Genomic DNA, 16696 nt, shown 5'->3' on the forward strand with positions numbered 1-16696 from the left:
AGATTGGCGAGTGGCCCTTTGCTGCGGGCCTGTGCGGCTCGCCCTGTCCATTGGCCCTTCGCTTAGGCTCAGGGTACCCGCGTTCCGGCACCTGAAGAGAGGGCACGGCGCAATAGGCCATCCATGGCCTAACGCGCCTGACCCGGCATCCTGCCGGGATCGCCCTCTCTTCAGGCACCTCCACGCGGCCTGCTGGAGGGGCGAGCCGCACAGGCCCGCAGCAAAGGACCAGCCGAGATTTGAGCGATTTCATGAAAGAGCAGACACCACCAATGTCACTGTTCTGCTTTCGAGTCGGCTTTGGGGTCGCGGCCCCCTTTCAGCAGGCCGCGCTTCGACGCACTGGCGAGGGGATAGCCGGCATGGATGCCGGCTAAGCCCCGTTGGGCCACGGAAGGCCCATCGGGGCGTGCCCCTCGCCAGTGCGTCGAAGCGCGGGCACCCTGAGCTAAAGCGAAGGGCCAATGGCGGGGGCCGCAACCCCAAGGCCGGCTCGAAAGCAGAACCACCCCAATCCCAACCCCCCAACAACGCAACCCTATTTCAGAGCCAGACACTGTCAAGCCGCCAACTCGATCAGATACGCCCCCTCGTTACGCACATTGCCCACATCCTTGCTGACCTTGAACCACTCGAATTCCCCCGTCGGCCGACTGCCTTCTCGGGCGATTTCCGCTGCCCTGGCCGCCGGCAGCTCCGGGTCCAGCCATTCCCGGGCCATCTCAGGCGCCAGCACCAATGGCCGGCGATCGTGGATATCCACCATCCCGCTATCGCTGGCCGCGGTAATGATCACGAAGCCATCGCCCTCGTGGGGCTCCAATCCTGGCCGCACTTGGCCCAGCGCCGCGAAGAACATCGGCTCCGCGGTTTTCAGGCGGATGAAATACGGTTGTTTCTTTTTCGGATCGAGCGGGTCCTTCACCCATTCGAACCAGCCGTTGGCCGGTGCAAGCATCCGCCCGTGAGGCCACAGCTCCTTGAAAAACCGGCCGGTCATCGCTGTCTCGACGCGGGCATTGATGGGCGCCGGTCGCTTGTCCTTCGCCCAGGAGGGGCACCAACCCCACTTGACCTTGTCGATGTTCAAGCCGCCTTCTGCCGCGCGAATCACTTGCACACGGGTCGTCGGCGCGACGTTGTAACGCGCGACCGGCCACAGGTCGTAGCCATTGATGACCAACTGCTCTGGCGCCAGGGCCTTGAGGTAGTGGTCCATGGATTCGTAGATCGAGTAGCGTCCGCACATGGTGTCACCCGTCGAAATGTTTCTCATAGGAGATTGACCGCACGCGGCCAAAAACGTTAACTGTATATACATACAGCTTATCCGCACAAGGCATGCATCATGAGTGTCACTATCCTCGGCCCCGCACTGACCGGCGGCGATCCGCTGCCGCTTTATTCTTTCCATGTGCCTGCGGGGTTCCCTTCGCCGGCGGCGGATCACATCGAAAAGCATATCTCGCTGGACGAACTGTTCGACATCCGCGCCCCCCACGTCTACCTGGTCAAGATCGAGGGCGACAGCATGCAGGGCGCGGGCATCTATTGTGGCGACCTGGTCATCGTCGACCGCAGTGTGTACGCCGAGCACGGCGACATCGTCATCGCCGCGCTCAACAGCGAGCCGGTGTGCAAGCGCCTGCACATGTTGGGCAACGACGTCATGCTCAAGTCCGAGAACACCAAATATCCGCCGCGTTATGTGATGGAAGGTGACGAACTGGTGATCTGGGGCGTAGTGAAATACAGCGTGCGCGACCATGCCAGAGCATGAACCGACTTTTGCCCTGATCGACTGCAATAGTTTTTACGCCAGTTGCGAGCGAGTGTTTAGGCCGGACCTAGCCAAGACGCCGATCGTGGTGCTGTCGAACAACGACGGCTGTGTGATCGCCCGCAGTTATGATGCCAAACCCTTCGTGAAAATGGCCGCGCCGTATTTTCAGATCAAGGACGACCTGCGCCGCCATGGCGTGATGGCGTTCAGCAGCAACTATGCGCTGTACGGCGACATGAGCGAGCGGGTGATGACCATCATCGAGTCCATGGTGCCGGCCGTCGAGGTCTACAGCATCGACGAGGCCTTTGCCGATTTGACAGGCCTGCCTGGCGATTTGACGGCCTTCGGGCGCAGCATCCGCGCCACTATCTACAAGCGCACCGGCATTCCGGTCGGAGTCGGCATCGCGCGCACCAAGACCCTCGCCAAGCTGGCCAACCATACCGCCAAGCGCCTGCTGGCCAAGACTGGCGGAGTGGTAGATATCTGCGACCCCTTCAAGCGCGACTGGACGCTACGCAACACGGATGTTGGTGAAGTCTGGGGCATCGGCCGGCGCATGACCGCGCACCTGGCGGGCATGGGCATCAAGACCGCCATGGACCTGGCCCAGGCCGATCCCAGAACATTGCGGGAGAAATTCAGCGTGGTGATCGAAAAGACCGCCCGCGAGCTCGCTGGCACTCCTTGCCTGGAATTGGGCGAAGCGGACCCGCCCAAGCAGGAAATCTGCTGCAGCCGCATGTTCGGCGCGCGCCTCACGGCTATCGAGCCGATCAAGGAGGCCGTCGCCACCTACACCCAGCGCGCGGGCGAAAAGCTGCGCGCGCAAAATTCCTTTTGCAAGAAGATCCGCGTCAGCATCCGCACCGGCATGTTCAACCCGGACGAAGCCAAATACGCCAATGCTGCCTTGGTGGAGTTGCCTTACTTTACCAATGACGTGCGGCTGATGACCAAAGCGGCGACCGAAGCCATCGATCGCCTGTTCCGTCCCGGCTTCAAATACAGCAAGGCCGAGGTGCTGCTGATGGATCTGCGCCAGTCAGGGGAGTTCTCTGGCGATCTGTTCGCCCCCGAGCAGCCAGCGGCGGCGGGGAAGGTGATGGGCGTGCTGGATGAAATTAACGGCCGCTGGGGGCGCGGCACATTAAGGGCGGCGAGTGTGCCGGCGCAGCCGGAGTGGGCGATGCGCCGGGATTTGATGAGCGCGAGTTACACGACGCGGCTTGATCAGTTGTTTATGGCGTATAGCCGGTAGGGCAATTCGCAGGATCCTTGAAATCCTGCGCTCATATCCGGGTAAAATCCCCCACTGCCTCGCCTCCCGAGGCGCGCTCGACCTTCATCGAATCAAGGACGGTAAATGGCATTCCGGGTAGTGGTCATTGGTGGTTATGGTAATTTCGGCAGTCTGATCTGCAACCACCTGGTGTTGAATCAGGGCGTCGAGCTGGTGGTTTCCGGGCGCGACAGCGGCAAGTTGGCGCGCAAGGTCGCCGAGCTGCGGACGCTGAGCGGCAAGACATGCCAGAGCTGGTGCGTGGATGTGATGCAAGAAGGCGTGAGCGAAGCGCTGCGTGCCCTGGACGTTCAGTTGGTGATCCACACCGGCGGGCCGTTCCAGCAGCAATCCTATGCCGTGGCGCGTCATTGCATCGACGCCGGTGTGAACTACTGCGATCTGTCGGACTGCCGCACCTTCGTCAGCGGCATCGCCAGCCTCGACGCCAGCGCACGGGAAGCGGGGGTGAGCGTGTTGAGTGGCTGCAGTTCGGTGCCGAGTCTGTCGGCGGCGATAATCGATGAGCACCGCGCGCGCTTCCGGCGGATCGACTCGATCGAGCACGGTATTTCGTCTGCGGCAAAGATGCCGGGGCTGTCCACGGTGCTCGGCGTGCTGGCCTATGCGGGGCGGCCGATCAAGCAGTTAAAGGCGGGCAAAGTGCATGAAGTGCCGGGCTGGATGGACCTGACGCTGCGCAAGATACCCGGCATGGGCACGCGGTTGCTGGCCAACGTCGACGCGCCGGATATCGACGTGTTCGCGTCGCGGTATGAGGCCCGGACGCTGCGCTTCAAGGCCGGCTCCGGGTTGAAGCTGGGGGTGATCGCCAACTATCTGCTGGCCTGGACGGTGCGCCGGGGTTGGGTGAAGGATCCGACGCCATGGGCCACTCGGCTGCATCGACTGGGCACCCGCTTTGAAGGCTTGGGTGATCGCAAGAGTGCGATGTATATCGAGGTCAATGGCGTTGACCACAACGACCAGCCGCTGCAGATGCAGGCGCTACTGACGGCGCTGAACGACACCGGGCCGCAAATCCCCAGCTGCGCCGCAGTCGCCCTGGCCGCCAAGATGGCACTCGGCTACCGGCCTGAGCCCGGCGCCCGGGCCTGCGTGGGCGAGATCAGCGTGGCTGAGTATCTGGCGGCGATCGACGAGCCGACGAACATCTCGCTGGACGTGCAGTTTTCGGCTGGGAAGGCCGGATAGCGTCGCACGCTTGTGGGGGCGCAAAGTTTGCTCGCGAAGAGGGCCTGAGCATCATGCTGTATCTAGCCTTGAAATACGTCCATGTGATCGCCGCGGTTTTTCTGTTCGGCTTCGGCATGGGCTCTTACCTGTACCTGATCGCCGCCAGCCGTAGCGCCAATCCCCAGGTGATCGCCCACGTAGCGCGCATGGTGGTGCGCTTCGACACCTGGATCACTACGCCGGCTGGTTTTATCCAGGTGCTCAGCGGTTATGGACTGATGCGCCTGACCGGCTTGTCGATGTGGACCGGTTGGGTGCTGAATTCGTTGGTGATCTTTGTTTGCGTGGGGGCGCTGTGGTTGCCTGTGCTGGTGCTGCAAAAGCGCCTGGAGCGGTTGGCCGATCAAGCCGTCGCCACTGGCGGGGCACTGCCGCAGAGCTACCGCCCGATCTACCGCGCCTGGTTCTGGATGGGCGTTGCCGGGTTTGCGGGCATGTTCGTGATCGTGCTGATGATGGTCAGCAAAATGACGGTGTGGCAGTGGGCGGCGCTGCTCACGTGAGCGGCATTTGCCCGTCACGTTTTAGCTGCGGGGGTGTTCGGCAGATGGTCTAGCCGTTTATTCCGCTGCCTTGCGAGCCTTGTCCGCCGCGCGCAGCCGGAACGCAGTCACCTTGGCGATAGTCCCGCAGGCTCGGCCGTCTGGCCCGCCTTTGCTCATGCCGCACCAGCGCTTGTTGCCATTGCGGGTGTGATCGTAGAAAGCCCACTGGCAGTCGCCACACGTCTTGAGCCGCGACCATTCTCCCGATGCAATGGCATTCGCAACAAGCGCAAGAATATGACCGCGGTAAGTAGATTGCAGCGGTTTCAACCGCAAGCGTGCCACGCTTTCGATGGATTCGATAAAGGCTGACAACGGCACCTTGTCGAACCAGGTATTCAACGCCTCGCTGTCGTGATCATGGTTGGCGCAGGATTCTCGCAGCGCCAGCCGTAGTTCAAGCAATGTATCGAGTTGATCTTCAGGGTGGAGCGGACAGCGCGACAGCTCGCGTGTCCACGCTTGCGGATCGCTCGCCCACTGGGGCAGTTGGTCCGTTTCGATCCGCGTCTGGTTGGGGATGGACCAGGAGTTGACGAATCGCCGCACGTCTTCAAGCTCGCCGGGCGCTGTCTGATTGTGGGCTGGCATCGTATCCCTCGGTTGCAAAAGTGCTGAATGTGAGTAACCATCAAAATATCATTGCTGGTTACGGTGCTGCAACATGATCAGGGAAGACTTCGCTTGGCCTGCGACGATACGACGATTGCTGTGGATGCAGGGGATGATGAACGCCTCGCATTTCATGACGATTCCTTTGTTGGCGCTGTATATGTCGGCTCACCTGCAGTTCGGTGCGGCGGCGCTGGCCTCTGTGATGTCGGCAAACCTGCTGTGCGCGCAAGTATTACCGGTGGCGGCCGGGGCCATCGCTGATCGCATGGGCTCGCATCGATTGATCACGGTGGGGCTGTGGCTCAGAGGCGTAGGCTTTTTGGGCTTTTGCGCGTTCGACGACGTGGCGGCCTGGGTGGGGGCAGCGATGTTGGCCGGCACCGGTGTCGCCTGCTATGAGGGCGGCCTCTATGCGTTGTTTGGTCGACAGCCGAAGGCCTCTCTGGCACGGGTGTTTGCCGCCAACAACCAGATGTTGAACATAGGCGCCGCAGTCGGGCCGATCATCGGTGGCCTGGCCGGCTTGATCGATCCGCGAATCGCTTTTGGACTTAGCGCCTTGGTATTCACGGTCTTGGGGATTGTGTCGGCGCGTAGCGATGCGGGCGCCCCTGTTGCTTTCGAGCGCCAGTCTACACTCAAGAGTTTGAACGCTGCCGTCAGGCATCCAGGGTTATGGCGATTGATACTGGTATCGCTGCCCTGGTTCTTTCTTTTTCCGCAGTTGTATGTGGCGTTCCCGATGCATGGGGGCAAGTTGGCAGGGCCGTATGCCGTCTCTGCGATCTATGTAGTAAACGGTTTGGTCGGGCTGATTTTCCTGTCGTTGTCCAAGCGCTGGTGGGTGAGTGCTGCCCCGGCGTTGCTGGTTGTCGGTGCTTACCTGGCGGCGGCAGTGGCGTTTGCCAGCGTGTCGATGGTGCAGGGTATTGGAGGGTTTCTGGTGTTTATCGTTGTTTATACGGTGATCGAAACCATTCTGTTGCCAGCGTTTGAAACCATGACCGCGTCGCTGGCGCCGCAGGGCTGCCAAGGCGCGTTTTTTGGCGTGTTGAGCGCTGCGGGGGCCTTGGGCGGCGGGGCCGGTTATTACGTCGGTAGCTGGCTGATCTTGAACCGTAGCGTAGTTGAGACCTGGTGGGCGCTGGGCGGTGTCGGGCTGACTGGATTTTTGCTGTCGATCACGCTGCTGGGTGGCAAGCGCCTGGTTCGGTTGCCGTCAGTTCGCTAAACGCAAGTCTCCAGTTCCATGGGCGCGCCAAGATGGTCAGCCAAGCCGTCGAGGCCATTGAGAATGAACTCGCCGATAAGCGATTCATACTCGGCAGCGACCGTTGAGTCACGGGCCTCGAAGCGGGCTGTCCAGCTGACCGTGCTCTGTACGCCATCTCCTGCGGGGCTGACGCCGACCGTTGCGCAAAAATGATCGAGGGGGATACCTGAATCGGTCAGGCCGTAGGTCATGGTCATGCGATCGTTATCAATAGCGAGCAGACGCTCATGGACGACCTTGCTGCCGAGCAAGTGCAACGTTCTGATCGATCCGCCGTCTCCAGAGTACTTGCCCCCTTCAATGACGCACGAATCGATTTGAGGGTGCCAGGCATCGATGACGCCAAACTGGCGTAGCAGATGCCAAACGGCTTCGGGGTCGACGCTGATCAGGGCGGTGTGATTGATTGTGGTCACGGGATCCATCCTTCTTTCCTGGGCTTGTTCATTCGATAAAGTGTATCGGCGAGAAGTTCGGCTGGAATTATGAAACTCATGGTAGCGATCCATTACAGCCGCGTGTCAGAGAGCAATTGCGCGCTGCCCGGCGCTATTTTCCGACTCCATGAAAATTAGTTGCCAGAGAGCGGATTTTGCCGCTGACCTGCTGTCATAACCTGACAGAGTAAGAGCCTAGGAGAAAACATGTCCCGCCTCGCCGAATTCCGCAAACTCGAACAGCAGATCGCTCGCCATCGAGATCAACTTGCAGTGCTGAAGAATGATCCTGAGTTGAGCACGGAGATAGAGTTTGAAACCAAGCTGCACGACCTCCTGGCTCACTACGGGAAGGGTCTGCAGGACGTGATCGCGATCATCGAGCCGGGCACCGCGAAGCAGGTGGTGCGCGCCACACCTGAAAAGCGCACCCGACGGGCGCGACAGATCAAGGTGTACCGTAACCCACTGACTGGCGAGATTGTCGAGAGCAAAGGTGGCAACAACAAGCTGCTGGGGGCCTGGAAGGCTCAGTTCGGGCACGAAGAGGTCGAGTCATGGGTCAAGCGGTCGTAGCCGTCCGTTAGCCCGGCAGTGCTTCGCGGGCAGTTTCGACCGCAGGCGCGCCGGCAGCCTCGACCGGTGCCTCAGGGTGCAGGCCAGCGTGTCTGTGATCAGGCACGCTGATGCCTAGATGCTCGCGCAGCGTCACGCCCTGATAATCATCGTCCACCAGGCCGCGCTGCCTCAGCAGGGGTACCACCTGCTCGCGAAAGCGCGCCCAGTCCTGCGGGTGATGCACGAACACGTTGAAGCCATCAGCCGCGCCGCTGGCGTGCCAGCGTTCGATCTCGTCGGTGATGCTTTCGGGCGTGCCCACCAGCCGCAGCCACGGCGTCTGCAATGAATACAGCACTTGCCGAAGGGTCTGCCCTCGCTGGCGTCCTTGTTCGATCTCGTCGCGAAATTGAGTGAGTCCCGAAGAGGACGCATCGGCGCCATCGATCACCGGGAAAGGCTCGTCCAGCGGGCAGTGACGAAAATCTCGCCCGTTGAATTGCCGCGACAGCGCCTCGTGCATTTTCTCCAGGCTAAGGGCCGCAGAGCGCGACGCTTCGATCCTGGCCGCTTCCTCCAAGGTGTCGGCAATGACGACGTTCAGGGCCGGCATGAACAGAATTTCGTCCACGTTGCGCTGATACTCACGGGCTCGGCGTCGCACATCCGCTGCCAATTCCAGCGATTCGCCTGGGGTTCTGGCGAAGCTGAACACAACGTCGGCGACCCGCGCGCTCAAGTCCCGGCCCTCCGGTGAAGTACCCGCCTGGACCAGGGGCGGTTGCCCTTGTCGCGAGCGAGCGATGTTCAGTGGGCCCTTGACGCTGAAGAATTCGCCTTGGTGATCCAGTGCGTGAAGTTTGTGCTTGTCTAGGAATGCCGGCGCCTGCCGGCTTGTCGCGAAAGCGCCGCTCTCGTAGGAATTCCACAGGCCGGTGACCACATCGACGGCCTCGGCGGCGCGGCGGTAGCGGGTTTGATAGTCGCCGTGTTCGATGCGGCTGAAGTTGCTGGCGGTGCCTGCATCCTGGCTGGTGACAATGTTCCAGCCGGCCCGGCCATCGCTGATCAGGTCGAGCGAGGCCAGGCGCCGCGCGGTTTCAAATGGCTCACCGTAGGTCGTGCTGACCGTCGCGATCAAGCCGATCCGCTGGGTGACGGTCGCCAGTGCAGACAACAGGGTCAGCGGCTCGAAACGGTTCAAGTGATGGTGTGGATAGGCGCTCGTGATGTATTGGCTATCGACGATGAACAGAAAGTCGAACCTAGCCGCCTCGGCCTCTTTAGCCTGTTGCACATACCATTGCAGGTTGACACTGGCGTCCAGTGGCACGGCGTCATCGCGCCATAGTTCACTGGCCGACGAGTCGCCCACGCCAATGAGCACGGCGCCTAACTTCAGGGTCTTGGTCGTTCGCGGTGTTGTGGTCATAACAGTCTCGAGAAAGTGCCAGGTCACACTGGCGCACTGTATGGCGCGACCCGAGGCGGGGACTTTGCGGAGCATCCAGTGATCTGGCCAGACGACAGGTATATATGAGCAGCATCGGATTATAGGCAAGGTGCTCTACGTGGCGTGCGTATTTAAAGGCATAACATGCTGCCAAATAGTTCTTTGGCATCGGGGGTGCTGCTGAGCTTCACGGCACGCTGAAATCGTCCGCCATGGGAATGTTCGGCACATCGTTTCATGAAAATTACGATAGGAAGCGAAACTCCTTGCGCGCTTTCGCAGTCAACAGAGGCGTCAACTTTGACATCACTGCCGAACGGAGTTAAATCATGAGCAGCACTTCTGACAAGATCAAAGGCGTAGCGAACGAAGCGATTGGCAACGTCAAGCAAAGTGTAGGCAAGGCCACCGGTAACACCGAACTTGAAGTCAAAGGCACTATTCAGGAGAAGAAGGGTGAAGCTCAGCAGGCCATTGGCAAGGTCAAAGACGCAGTGAAAAAACACTGACGGATAGTTTGGCCCGGGCAACCGAGATGCCCGGGCATCGCCTTAATGCGGGTTGCGTGCTGCTTTTAGAAGATCATTCAGTTTTTGGTGTTCCCATGTCGACAGGAGCGCCACCGGGTCAGTCCCATATCGATCCCCAGAGTCGAACGTCCAGTGCCGACCGTCCGGGCAAACGCATCCCTCGCAGTAATCAAGCTCACCGCCATCGTTGTGTAACGTGACGAGCCATCCATCGATTTCCACGACAGTGCGCCACGCCTGAGGCTGATCTCCCGCCGGGCTACGTGCAACGAGCATTATCCGACGCTCGAAGACCACTTCGCGCAGCAGCTGGCCTACCTCTCTAGCGGTCAGTGCAAACATCAGCATGACTCTCGTAATCTAGAATCGTCAGCCAAGGCCAGCGCGCCTGATAACTCCTGGCCTTTTGAATGAACAGGTCCGGTTCCGGATTTGCCGGGTTGATACGCAACAAGCCCTGCTGCAGATCGTCGAGGCCGTAGGGGGCATAGACTTCGCGAGTGCAAACATCCAGCCCGATACAGGTCCCGGCCACGAGGTAACGGTCGATGCCGTCTTTCGCCGACTGCAACGGCGGGTAAGGGCGACCGAAGCGCTGGCCGTACCAGAGATGGACGCGGGCCTGGTTCTTGAATTCGATATCGACACCCAAGTCTTGAAACACCGACCGGGCTCGATTGATCACTTCGTTCTCGGCCTCCCAGGACACATCCTCGTCGAAATAGAAAACGTCATAATCTTTCACGCCCCACTCGGGAGGCAGGTTGGACTGATGATTCCACACCGCCTGGAACAGACAGCCTGCGGTGAGCATGCACTGATCGAGGCCCAGAGAGGGCAGGCGGGCGGTGATTTCGGCGTTGAGGGGATTGGTCATGGCGATACTGAGCAATTGTTCGACGGGCATGCGGATGGGCTCCTTGCCGAGCGTTTTTTCGAGCCCCCATCTATCGTGCGCCATGGTTCGGGAGGTCACGACCTGGCTGCGATCGCGTATGATTGCGCTCAATTTATGACGTGCAGATGCCGGGAGGCGTTGTGACAACTTTGGCTGAGTGGTTCCCCTTTATAGATCAGATGTCCCCCAGCATGAAAGGGTTTTGCAGTATTGCCTTCGCGACCATCGTGGCGTTGACCGTGGTTGTGTTTGTAGTGTTTCGGGGCAGGAAGGGGGTTGATAGCTGACGGGTCCCAACAGGGCTAGCCACGTCGTGTGCGGCCTACGCGACTGTCGACATCACAATAGTGCCGTGATGTCGCCTTGTAGCAGGAATGTATGAGTTCGACAGCCTCGCAAGAAGCGTTCAAGCTTGAATCGGCCGGCCAATGCATCTCTCGAAAACGTCCTCCATGGGGCCGAGATCATAGTTGAAAGCAGCGATGTTCGCGTGGCTCCATTGATCAGGGTCAACTCCCCACCAGCTGATTTCAAATCCGGCGTTCATGATCAGATGTTCAAACAGGACACGCTGCGTCCGGCCATTACCCTCCCGAAAGGGGTGGACGACATTAAGATCGGAGTATGTTTCGGCGAGTGCAACAATTAGCCATCGGCGATCCATTCCCTCGAACCAATTGGCTGTTGCCATAATCTGAAAAATCTTGGCCGACTCTTTTGCCATGTACTGCGGTTGGCAAAAGCGTGTCGTTTGCTTGGATATGCCCACCGTTCTCAAAGATCCAGCCCAGTCGTACAGATCCGAAAACAGGGCACGATGAATATTTTGGAGATAGGTCAAATCATAAGGCGGAGGCTGAAATCCAGATGTTCGGCTGCAACGGCAGAGAGCTGATATTCAGCCTCGCTAAGGGTCGGATCATCACGTATATCGAGCTTGTTACGCAGGACATCTGAGCCAGGATAACAGTAGGGGTCTTGGCCGACCCCGTACTTATCAGACATTACGCTCGATCTTGGTGAAAGCTTTCAGAATTTCTTCATGGGTAGGAAGGTCGCGATCACCGTCTGCCGGGTTCATCTTGTAGCCTTCAAGGCGCAGGCTCGCCGCATAGTTGGATTTGCGGGTCTTGGCCGCATAGGCTTTCTTGGTTTCAAGTGTGATGGACATTAGCAGGACCTCGCTGGCGTTCAGTGCGTGATTATAGCTGAACCGCTGGATCAGCCCAGCTCGCCCAACTGCGTAAAGGCCTGCGAACGCTAGCCCCATCCCGCACACCATTCGTCCATCTCCCGTTTGACAAATCCGCTAATCCTGCTCATATTTCCCTCACGCAAACGTTTGCGCCTTCCCCCAGGCGCTGACTTTGCCTAATAAAAATAATCATATCGCCGGAGTCACCCCATGAAGCTGCCCTTTGCTGCACGCCTGCTCGCCGTCGCCATGCTCACCGCCACGGCTTTCGTATTACCCCTCTCATCCGCCCAAGCCGCCGACGCCCACAAGCCCACCGTGGCGCTGGTGATGAAGTCCTTGGCCAACGAGTTCTTCCTGACCATGGAAGACGGCGCCAAGGTCTATCAGAAAGAACATTCCGCTGACTTCGACCTGATCTCCAACGGCATCAAGAACGAATCCGACACCGCCGCGCAGATCGATATCGTCAACCAGATGATCGTCAAGAAGGTCGACGCGCTGGTGATCGCGCCGGCCGATTCCAAGGCCTTGGCCGCCGTGCTGAAGAAGGCCATGGATGCCGGCATCAAGGTGGTCAATATCGACAACCAGCTCGATGTCGATGTGCTCAAGAGCAAGGGCATGGAGGTGCCGTTCGTAGGCCCCAATAACCGCAAGGGCGCCAAGCTGGTGGGCGATTACCTGGCCAAGCAGCTGAGCGCGGGCGATCAAGTAGGGATCATCGAAGGGGTACCGACCACCACCAACGCGCAGCAGCGCACCGCGGGTTTCAAGGACGCGATGGATGGCGCGCAGATGAAGATCGTCTCGACGCAATCGGGTAACTGGGAAATCGACAAGGGCAACGCGGAGGCCGCGGCCATGCTCAACGAATACCCGAACCTCAAAGCGCTGCTGGCCGGTAACGACAGCATGGCGCTGGGCGCGGTATCGGCAGTGCGGGCGGCGGGCAAGGTCGGGAAAGTACAGGTGGTGGGCTATGACAACATCAATGCCATCAAACCGATGCTCAAGGACGGTCGCGTGCTGGCGACGGCGGACCAGTTTGCGGCCAAGCAGGCGGTGTTCGGGATTGATACGGCGCTGAAGATGGTCAAGGGCGAGAAGCTGGATATCAAGGACGGGGTGATCGAGACGCCAGTCGAGTTGGTGACCAAGCCGTAAGCCTGTCGGGTTTAGAGGCCGGCCCAGCCAACACAAACCCCTGAACCTCAAACACCAACTGCGCCGGCCTTGCCATTCAAGCCGGCGCGTGGGGAGCCTCATGTCTGTATCCGCTCAAGCCGCCGTGCTGTCCGTGCGCGGCATCGGCAAGACCTATGCCCAACCGGTGCTCGGTGACATCGACCTGACGCTCATGCGCGGCGAAGTCCTGGCCCTGACCGGCGAAAACGGCGCGGGCAAAAGCACCTTGTCGAAGATCATCGGCGGCCTGGTCACGGCCACCACCGGCGCCATGGAATTCCAGGGGCAACCCTACCAACCCGCCAGCCGCGCGCAGGCCGAAAAGCTCGGCGTGCGCATGGTCATGCAAGAACTCAACTTGCTGCCGACCTTGTCGGTGGCCGAGAACCTGTTCCTCGACAACCTGCCCAGCCGTGCTGGCTGGATCGATCGCAAGCGCCTGCGCAGCGAGGCGATCAAGGCCATGGCCCAGGTCGGCCTGGAAGCCATCGACCCCGACACGCTGATCAGCGAGCTGGGTATCGGCCATCAGCAGATGGTCGAGATCGCCCGCAACCTGATCGGCGACTGCCACGTGTTGATCCTCGACGAGCCTACCGCCATGTTGACCGCCCGCGAAGTGGAGATGCTCTTCGAGCAGATCACCCGCCTGCAGGCGCGCGGCGTGTCGATCGTGTACATCTCCCATCGCCTCGAGGAACTGGCCCGGGTCGCGCAGCGCATCGCCGTGCTGCGCGACGGCAAGCTGGTGTGCGTCGATGCCATGGCCCACTACAACAGCGAGCAACTGGTGACCCTGATGGTCGGTCGCGAGCTGGGCGAACAGATCGACCTGGGCCCGCGGCAGATCGGCGACGTGGCGCTGGCGGTGAAGGGGCTGAGCCGCGCGGACAAGGTTCGCGATGTGTCCTTCGAGGTGCGCGCCGGCGAGATTTTCGGCATCAGCGGCCTGATCGGGGCCGGGCGTACCGAGTTGCTGCGGCTTATCTACGGCGCCGACATCGCCGACAGCGGCAGCATCGCCGTCGGCAGCCCGTTGCACGTCGTCAGCGTGCGCTCGCCGGTCGACGCCGTCGGCCATGGCATCGCCCTGATCACCGAGGATCGCAAGGGTGAGGGCTTGCTGTTGTCGCAATCCATCAGCGCCAATATCGCCTTGGGCAACATGGCGGCGATCTCCCGCAGCGGCGTGGTCGATGGCCGCGCCGAGATGAGCCTGGCCCAGCGTCAGGTGGACGCCATGCGCATCCGCAGTTCGAGCCCCACGCAGCTGGTCTCGGAGCTGTCCGGTGGCAACCAGCAGAAAGTGGTGATCGGCCGTTGGTTGGAGCGCGATTGCCCGGTGATGCTGTTCGACGAGCCGACCCGTGGCATCGACGTGGGCGCCAAGTTCGACATCTACACCTTGCTGGGCGAGCTGACGCGCCAGGGCCGCGCGCTGGTGGTGGTGTCCAGCGACCTGCGCGAGCTGATGCTGATCTGTGACCGCATCGGCGTGCTCTCGGCCGGGCGCCTGATCGACACCTTCGAGCGTGACAGCTGGACCCAGGATCAATTGCTCGCCGCCGCGTTTGCCGGCTACCAGAAACGTGATGCGCTGCTGTCCGACGCGGCGCCCAGGATCGACGCATGAAAACCTCTCTCTCCAAAGGCGTAGCAACCCCTGCCACGCTGCCATCCCCCGGCAAGCGCAGCGGCAATTATTTCGGCCTCGGCACCTACCTCGGGCTGGCCGGTGCCTTGCTGGCGATGATCGTGCTGTTCTCGCTGCTCAGCGATCATTTTCTCTCGTACGAGACCTTCAGCACCCTGGCCAACCAGATCCCCGACTTGATGGTGCTGGCAGTGGGCATGACGTTCATCTTGATCATCGGCGGCATCGATCTGTCGGTGGGCTCGGTGCTGGCGCTGGCGGCGTCGGCGGTCAGCGTGGCGATGCTCGGGTGGGGCTGGGGCGTGCTGCCGGCGGCACTGCTGGGCATCGCTTGCGCGACAGTAGCCGGGACCATCACCGGGTCGATCACCGTGGCCTGGCGCATACCGTCGTTCATCGTCTCCCTGGGTGTGCTGGAAATGGCCCGTGGCGTGGCCTATCAATTGACCGACTCGCGCACTGCCTACATCGGTGACTCATACGCCTGGCTATCCAACCCGTTTGCCTTCGGCATCTCGCCGTCGTTCGTGATCGCACTGGTGGTGATCTTCGTCGCTCAGGCTGTGCTCACGCGCACCGTGTTCGGCCGCTACCTGATCGGCATCGGCACCAACGAAGAGGCCGTGCGCCTGGCCGGCATCAACCCCAAGCCCTACAAGATCCTGGTGTTCTCGCTGATGGGCCTGCTGGCGGGCGTAGCGGCGTTGTTCCAGATCTCGCGGCTGGAAGCGGCCGATCCGAATGCCGGTTCGGGTCTGGAGTTGCAGGTCATCGCCGCGGTGGTGATCGGCGGCACCAGCTTGATGGGCGGCCGTGGCTCGGTAATCAGCACCTTCTTCGGCGTGCTGATCATCTCGGTGCTGGCGGCGGGGCTGGCGCAGATCGGCGCCACCGAGCCGACCAAACGCATCATCACTGGCCTGGTGATCGTGGTGGCGGTGGTACTCGATACCTATCGCAGCAACCGCGCCAAGCGGCGCGGCTGATATGGCGACCATCAAGGACGTGGCGGCACTGGCAGGGATTTCCTACACCACAGTGTCCCATGTGGTGAACAGCTCGCGACCAGTAAGCGATGAGGTGCGGCTCAAGGTCGAGGCCGCCATCGTGCAGCTCGGCTACGTGCCCAGCGCCGTGGCGCGCTCGCTCAAGGCCCAGGCCACCTCGACCATCGGTTTGTTGATCCCTAACGGTATCAACCCGTATTTCGCCGAGCTGGCGCGGGGCATCGAGGACTACTGCGAGCGCAACGGCTTTTGCGTGATTCTGTGCAATTCGGACGACGATCCGGACAAACAGCGCAACTATCTGCGGGTGTTGCAGGAGAAACGCGTCGACGGCCTGATCGTGTCGTCGGTAGGCGGCGACAACGGCCTGGTGCAGGGCCTCGCCGCAGTACGCACGCCGATGGTGATCGTCGACCGCGATCTGGAAAATCTGCCGGCTGACTTGATCCGCATCGACCACGAACTGGGCGCTTACCTGGCGACCGAGCACTTGCTCGAACTCGGCCATCGGCACATCGCCTGTATCTGCGGGCCCACTGCGACCAGCGTGGCCCGCATGCGCCTGGCCGGTTATCGACGGGCCATGGCGGCGGCCAATATCGAGGTGCCGACGCGGTGGATCAAGGAGAGCGATTTCACCAGCCCCAGCGGCTATGCGGCGGCGGTGCAATTGCTCGACGAGGGACGGCCGAGCGCGATTTTCGCCGCCAACGACATGGTCGGTTTCGGCGTGCTGCGGGCGGCGGCCGAGCGCAATATTCGCGTGCCCGGCGAGTTGTCGGTCATCGGTTTCGATGATATTCAGATGAGCCGTTACGTATACCCGGCGCTGACCACGGTCGGCCAGTCGATTCTGCAACTCGGCGAGCGGGCGGCGCAGGTGCTGCTGCGGCGTATCGCTGCACCGGGCACGCCGGTCGAGCAATGGGTGGTGGCTCCGAGTATGGTGCTACGCGAATCCACGGCGGCGCCGAGCCGCGCTTTTGATCAATTTCGCTGATCCTTTTTTGAAGTGCAC

At 60.9% G+C, this 16696-nt stretch carries 17 protein-coding genes and 1 pseudogene; 11 read left to right on the plus strand and 7 right to left on the minus strand.

What is annotated here, in order from left to right:
• Positions 1 to 559: 559 nt before the first annotated feature.
• A complete protein-coding gene (locus REH34_RS25965; RefSeq protein ID WP_311972162.1) occupies positions 560 to 1249 on the minus strand; it encodes an SOS response-associated peptidase family protein in 690 nt (229 codons plus the stop codon).
• Between the two features lie 99 nt (positions 1250 to 1348).
• Here REH34_RS25965 and REH34_RS25970 point away from each other — a divergent pair, with 99 nt between their 5' ends.
• The 4 genes from REH34_RS25970 to REH34_RS25985 all read left to right on the plus strand — a co-directional run bounded on the left by REH34_RS25970 (position 1349) and on the right by REH34_RS25985 (position 4828).
• A complete protein-coding gene (locus tag REH34_RS25970; RefSeq protein WP_226506227.1) occupies positions 1349 to 1780 on the plus strand; it encodes a LexA family transcriptional regulator in 432 nt (143 codons plus the stop codon).
• Positions 1767 to 3047 (plus strand): translesion error-prone DNA polymerase V subunit UmuC, encoded by a 1281-nt coding sequence (umuC, locus tag REH34_RS25975; RefSeq protein ID WP_311969691.1) that lies wholly within the window; start codon positions 1767 to 1769, stop codon positions 3045 to 3047. The genes REH34_RS25970 and umuC overlap by 14 nt, the downstream gene beginning before the upstream one ends.
• 105 nt (positions 3048 to 3152) lie before the next feature.
• Positions 3153 to 4283 carry a saccharopine dehydrogenase NADP-binding domain-containing protein gene (locus tag REH34_RS25980; RefSeq protein ID WP_311969692.1) on the plus strand — a complete coding sequence of 377 codons (1131 nt, stop codon included), beginning with the start codon at positions 3153 to 3155 and terminating at the stop codon, positions 4281 to 4283.
• Positions 4284 to 4336: 53 nt separating this feature from the next.
• A complete protein-coding gene (locus REH34_RS25985; RefSeq protein WP_311969693.1) occupies positions 4337 to 4828 on the plus strand; it encodes a DUF2269 domain-containing protein in 492 nt (163 codons plus the stop codon).
• A gap of 57 nt (positions 4829 to 4885) precedes the next feature.
• Here the strand turns inward: REH34_RS25985 and REH34_RS25990 are convergent, their stop codons facing one another.
• Positions 4886 to 5461 (minus strand): CGNR zinc finger domain-containing protein, encoded by a 576-nt coding sequence (locus REH34_RS25990; RefSeq protein WP_311969694.1) that lies wholly within the window; start codon positions 5459 to 5461, stop codon positions 4886 to 4888.
• 133 nt (positions 5462 to 5594) lie between these two features.
• Between REH34_RS25990 and REH34_RS25995 the strand changes: the two genes are divergently transcribed.
• The gene (locus tag REH34_RS25995; RefSeq protein ID WP_311969695.1) at positions 5595 to 6716 is read left to right on the plus strand and encodes an MFS transporter; all 1122 of its coding nucleotides are present in this window, start codon (positions 5595 to 5597) and stop codon (positions 6714 to 6716) included.
• Here REH34_RS25995 and REH34_RS26000 read toward each other — a convergent pair.
• Complete coding sequence (locus REH34_RS26000) at positions 6713 to 7174, minus strand: SRPBCC family protein (protein ID WP_311969696.1); 462 nt, start codon at positions 7172 to 7174, stop codon at positions 6713 to 6715. The two genes, REH34_RS25995 and REH34_RS26000, sit on opposite strands and share 4 nt — an antisense overlap.
• Before the next feature lie 228 nt (positions 7175 to 7402).
• Here REH34_RS26000 and REH34_RS26005 point away from each other — a divergent pair, with 228 nt between their 5' ends.
• Entirely contained in the window at positions 7403 to 7771 is a 369-nt protein-coding gene (locus tag REH34_RS26005; RefSeq protein ID WP_226501973.1) for a histone-like nucleoid-structuring protein, MvaT/MvaU family, read from the plus strand.
• Between the two features lie 7 nt (positions 7772 to 7778).
• Here the strand turns inward: REH34_RS26005 and REH34_RS26010 are convergent, their stop codons facing one another.
• On the minus strand, positions 7779 to 9185 hold the full coding sequence (locus tag REH34_RS26010; RefSeq protein WP_311969698.1) for an NtaA/DmoA family FMN-dependent monooxygenase: 1407 nt from the start codon (positions 9183 to 9185) through the stop codon (positions 7779 to 7781).
• 350 nt (positions 9186 to 9535) lie between these two features.
• Here REH34_RS26010 and REH34_RS26015 point away from each other — a divergent pair, with 350 nt between their 5' ends.
• A complete protein-coding gene (locus tag REH34_RS26015) occupies positions 9536 to 9715 on the plus strand; it encodes a CsbD family protein (protein ID WP_226501975.1) in 180 nt (59 codons plus the stop codon).
• A 343-nt stretch (positions 9716 to 10058) separates the two neighbouring features.
• Here the strand turns inward: REH34_RS26015 and REH34_RS26020 are convergent, their stop codons facing one another.
• The 3 genes and pseudogenes from REH34_RS26020 to REH34_RS26030 all read right to left on the minus strand — a co-directional run bounded on the left by REH34_RS26020 (position 10059) and on the right by REH34_RS26030 (position 11805).
• The gene (locus tag REH34_RS26020; protein WP_409373180.1) at positions 10059 to 10643 is read right to left on the minus strand and encodes a nucleotidyltransferase family protein; all 585 of its coding nucleotides are present in this window, start codon (positions 10641 to 10643) and stop codon (positions 10059 to 10061) included.
• A 397-nt stretch (positions 10644 to 11040) separates the two neighbouring features.
• Positions 11041 to 11639 (minus strand): annotated as a pseudogene (locus REH34_RS26025) (putative adenosine monophosphate-protein transferase Fic).
• Positions 11632 to 11805: a YhfG family protein gene (locus REH34_RS26030; RefSeq protein ID WP_311969699.1), complete on the minus strand. Its 174-nt coding sequence runs from the start codon at positions 11803 to 11805 to the stop codon at positions 11632 to 11634. Before REH34_RS26030 ends, REH34_RS26025 begins: the two are co-directional and overlap by 8 nt.
• A gap of 234 nt (positions 11806 to 12039) precedes the next feature.
• Between REH34_RS26030 and REH34_RS26035 the strand changes: the two genes are divergently transcribed.
• The 4 genes from REH34_RS26035 to REH34_RS26050 all read left to right on the plus strand — a co-directional run bounded on the left by REH34_RS26035 (position 12040) and on the right by REH34_RS26050 (position 16678).
• Complete coding sequence (locus REH34_RS26035; RefSeq protein ID WP_311969700.1) at positions 12040 to 12996, plus strand: sugar ABC transporter substrate-binding protein; 957 nt, start codon at positions 12040 to 12042, stop codon at positions 12994 to 12996.
• Between the two features lie 100 nt (positions 12997 to 13096).
• Positions 13097 to 14650, plus strand: a complete 1554-nt coding sequence (locus REH34_RS26040) for a sugar ABC transporter ATP-binding protein (protein ID WP_311969701.1) — start codon at positions 13097 to 13099, stop codon at positions 14648 to 14650.
• Entirely contained in the window at positions 14647 to 15657 is a 1011-nt protein-coding gene (locus REH34_RS26045) for an ABC transporter permease (RefSeq protein ID WP_226501980.1), read from the plus strand. The genes REH34_RS26040 and REH34_RS26045 overlap by 4 nt, the downstream gene beginning before the upstream one ends.
• A gap of 1 nt (position 15658) precedes the next feature.
• On the plus strand, positions 15659 to 16678 hold the full coding sequence (locus REH34_RS26050; protein ID WP_311969702.1) for a LacI family DNA-binding transcriptional regulator: 1020 nt from the start codon (positions 15659 to 15661) through the stop codon (positions 16676 to 16678).
• Positions 16679 to 16696 lie beyond the last annotated feature (18 nt).

Origin of the sequence: Pseudomonas baltica (genome assembly GCF_031880315.1) — a bacterium.
Lineage (GTDB): Bacteria > Pseudomonadota > Gammaproteobacteria > Pseudomonadales > Pseudomonadaceae > Aquipseudomonas.

Bases quoted from the DNA above. Each gene is read 5' to 3' on its own strand.
- REH34_RS26005 (WP_226501973.1), top strand. From the start codon at position 7,403: ATGTCCCGCCTCGCCGAATTCCGCAAACTCGAACAGCAGATCGCTCGC.
- REH34_RS26010 (WP_311969698.1), bottom strand. From the start codon at position 9,185: ATGACCACAACACCGCGAACGACCAAGACCCTGAAGTTAGGCGCCGTG.
- REH34_RS25970 (WP_226506227.1), top strand. From the start codon at position 1,349: ATGAGTGTCACTATCCTCGGCCCCGCACTGACCGGCGGCGATCCGCTG.
- REH34_RS26045 (WP_226501980.1), top strand. From the start codon at position 14,647: ATGAAAACCTCTCTCTCCAAAGGCGTAGCAACCCCTGCCACGCTGCCA.
- REH34_RS26040 (WP_311969701.1), top strand. From the start codon at position 13,097: ATGTCTGTATCCGCTCAAGCCGCCGTGCTGTCCGTGCGCGGCATCGGC.
- umuC (WP_311969691.1), top strand. From the start codon at position 1,767: ATGCCAGAGCATGAACCGACTTTTGCCCTGATCGACTGCAATAGTTTT.
- REH34_RS26015 (WP_226501975.1), top strand. From the start codon at position 9,536: ATGAGCAGCACTTCTGACAAGATCAAAGGCGTAGCGAACGAAGCGATT.
- REH34_RS25965 (WP_311972162.1), bottom strand. From the start codon at position 1,249: ATGTGCGGACGCTACTCGATCTACGAATCCATGGACCACTACCTCAAG.
- REH34_RS25980 (WP_311969692.1), top strand. From the start codon at position 3,153: ATGGCATTCCGGGTAGTGGTCATTGGTGGTTATGGTAATTTCGGCAGT.
- REH34_RS25985 (WP_311969693.1), top strand. From the start codon at position 4,337: ATGCTGTATCTAGCCTTGAAATACGTCCATGTGATCGCCGCGGTTTTT.
- REH34_RS25995 (WP_311969695.1), top strand. From the start codon at position 5,595: ATGATGAACGCCTCGCATTTCATGACGATTCCTTTGTTGGCGCTGTAT.
- REH34_RS26050 (WP_311969702.1), top strand. From the start codon at position 15,659: ATGGCGACCATCAAGGACGTGGCGGCACTGGCAGGGATTTCCTACACC.
- REH34_RS26035 (WP_311969700.1), top strand. From the start codon at position 12,040: ATGAAGCTGCCCTTTGCTGCACGCCTGCTCGCCGTCGCCATGCTCACC.
- REH34_RS26030 (WP_311969699.1), bottom strand. From the start codon at position 11,805: ATGTCCATCACACTTGAAACCAAGAAAGCCTATGCGGCCAAGACCCGC.
- REH34_RS25990 (WP_311969694.1), bottom strand. From the start codon at position 5,461: ATGCCAGCCCACAATCAGACAGCGCCCGGCGAGCTTGAAGACGTGCGG.
- REH34_RS26020 (WP_409373180.1), bottom strand. From the start codon at position 10,643: ATGCCCGTCGAACAATTGCTCAGTATCGCCATGACCAATCCCCTCAAC.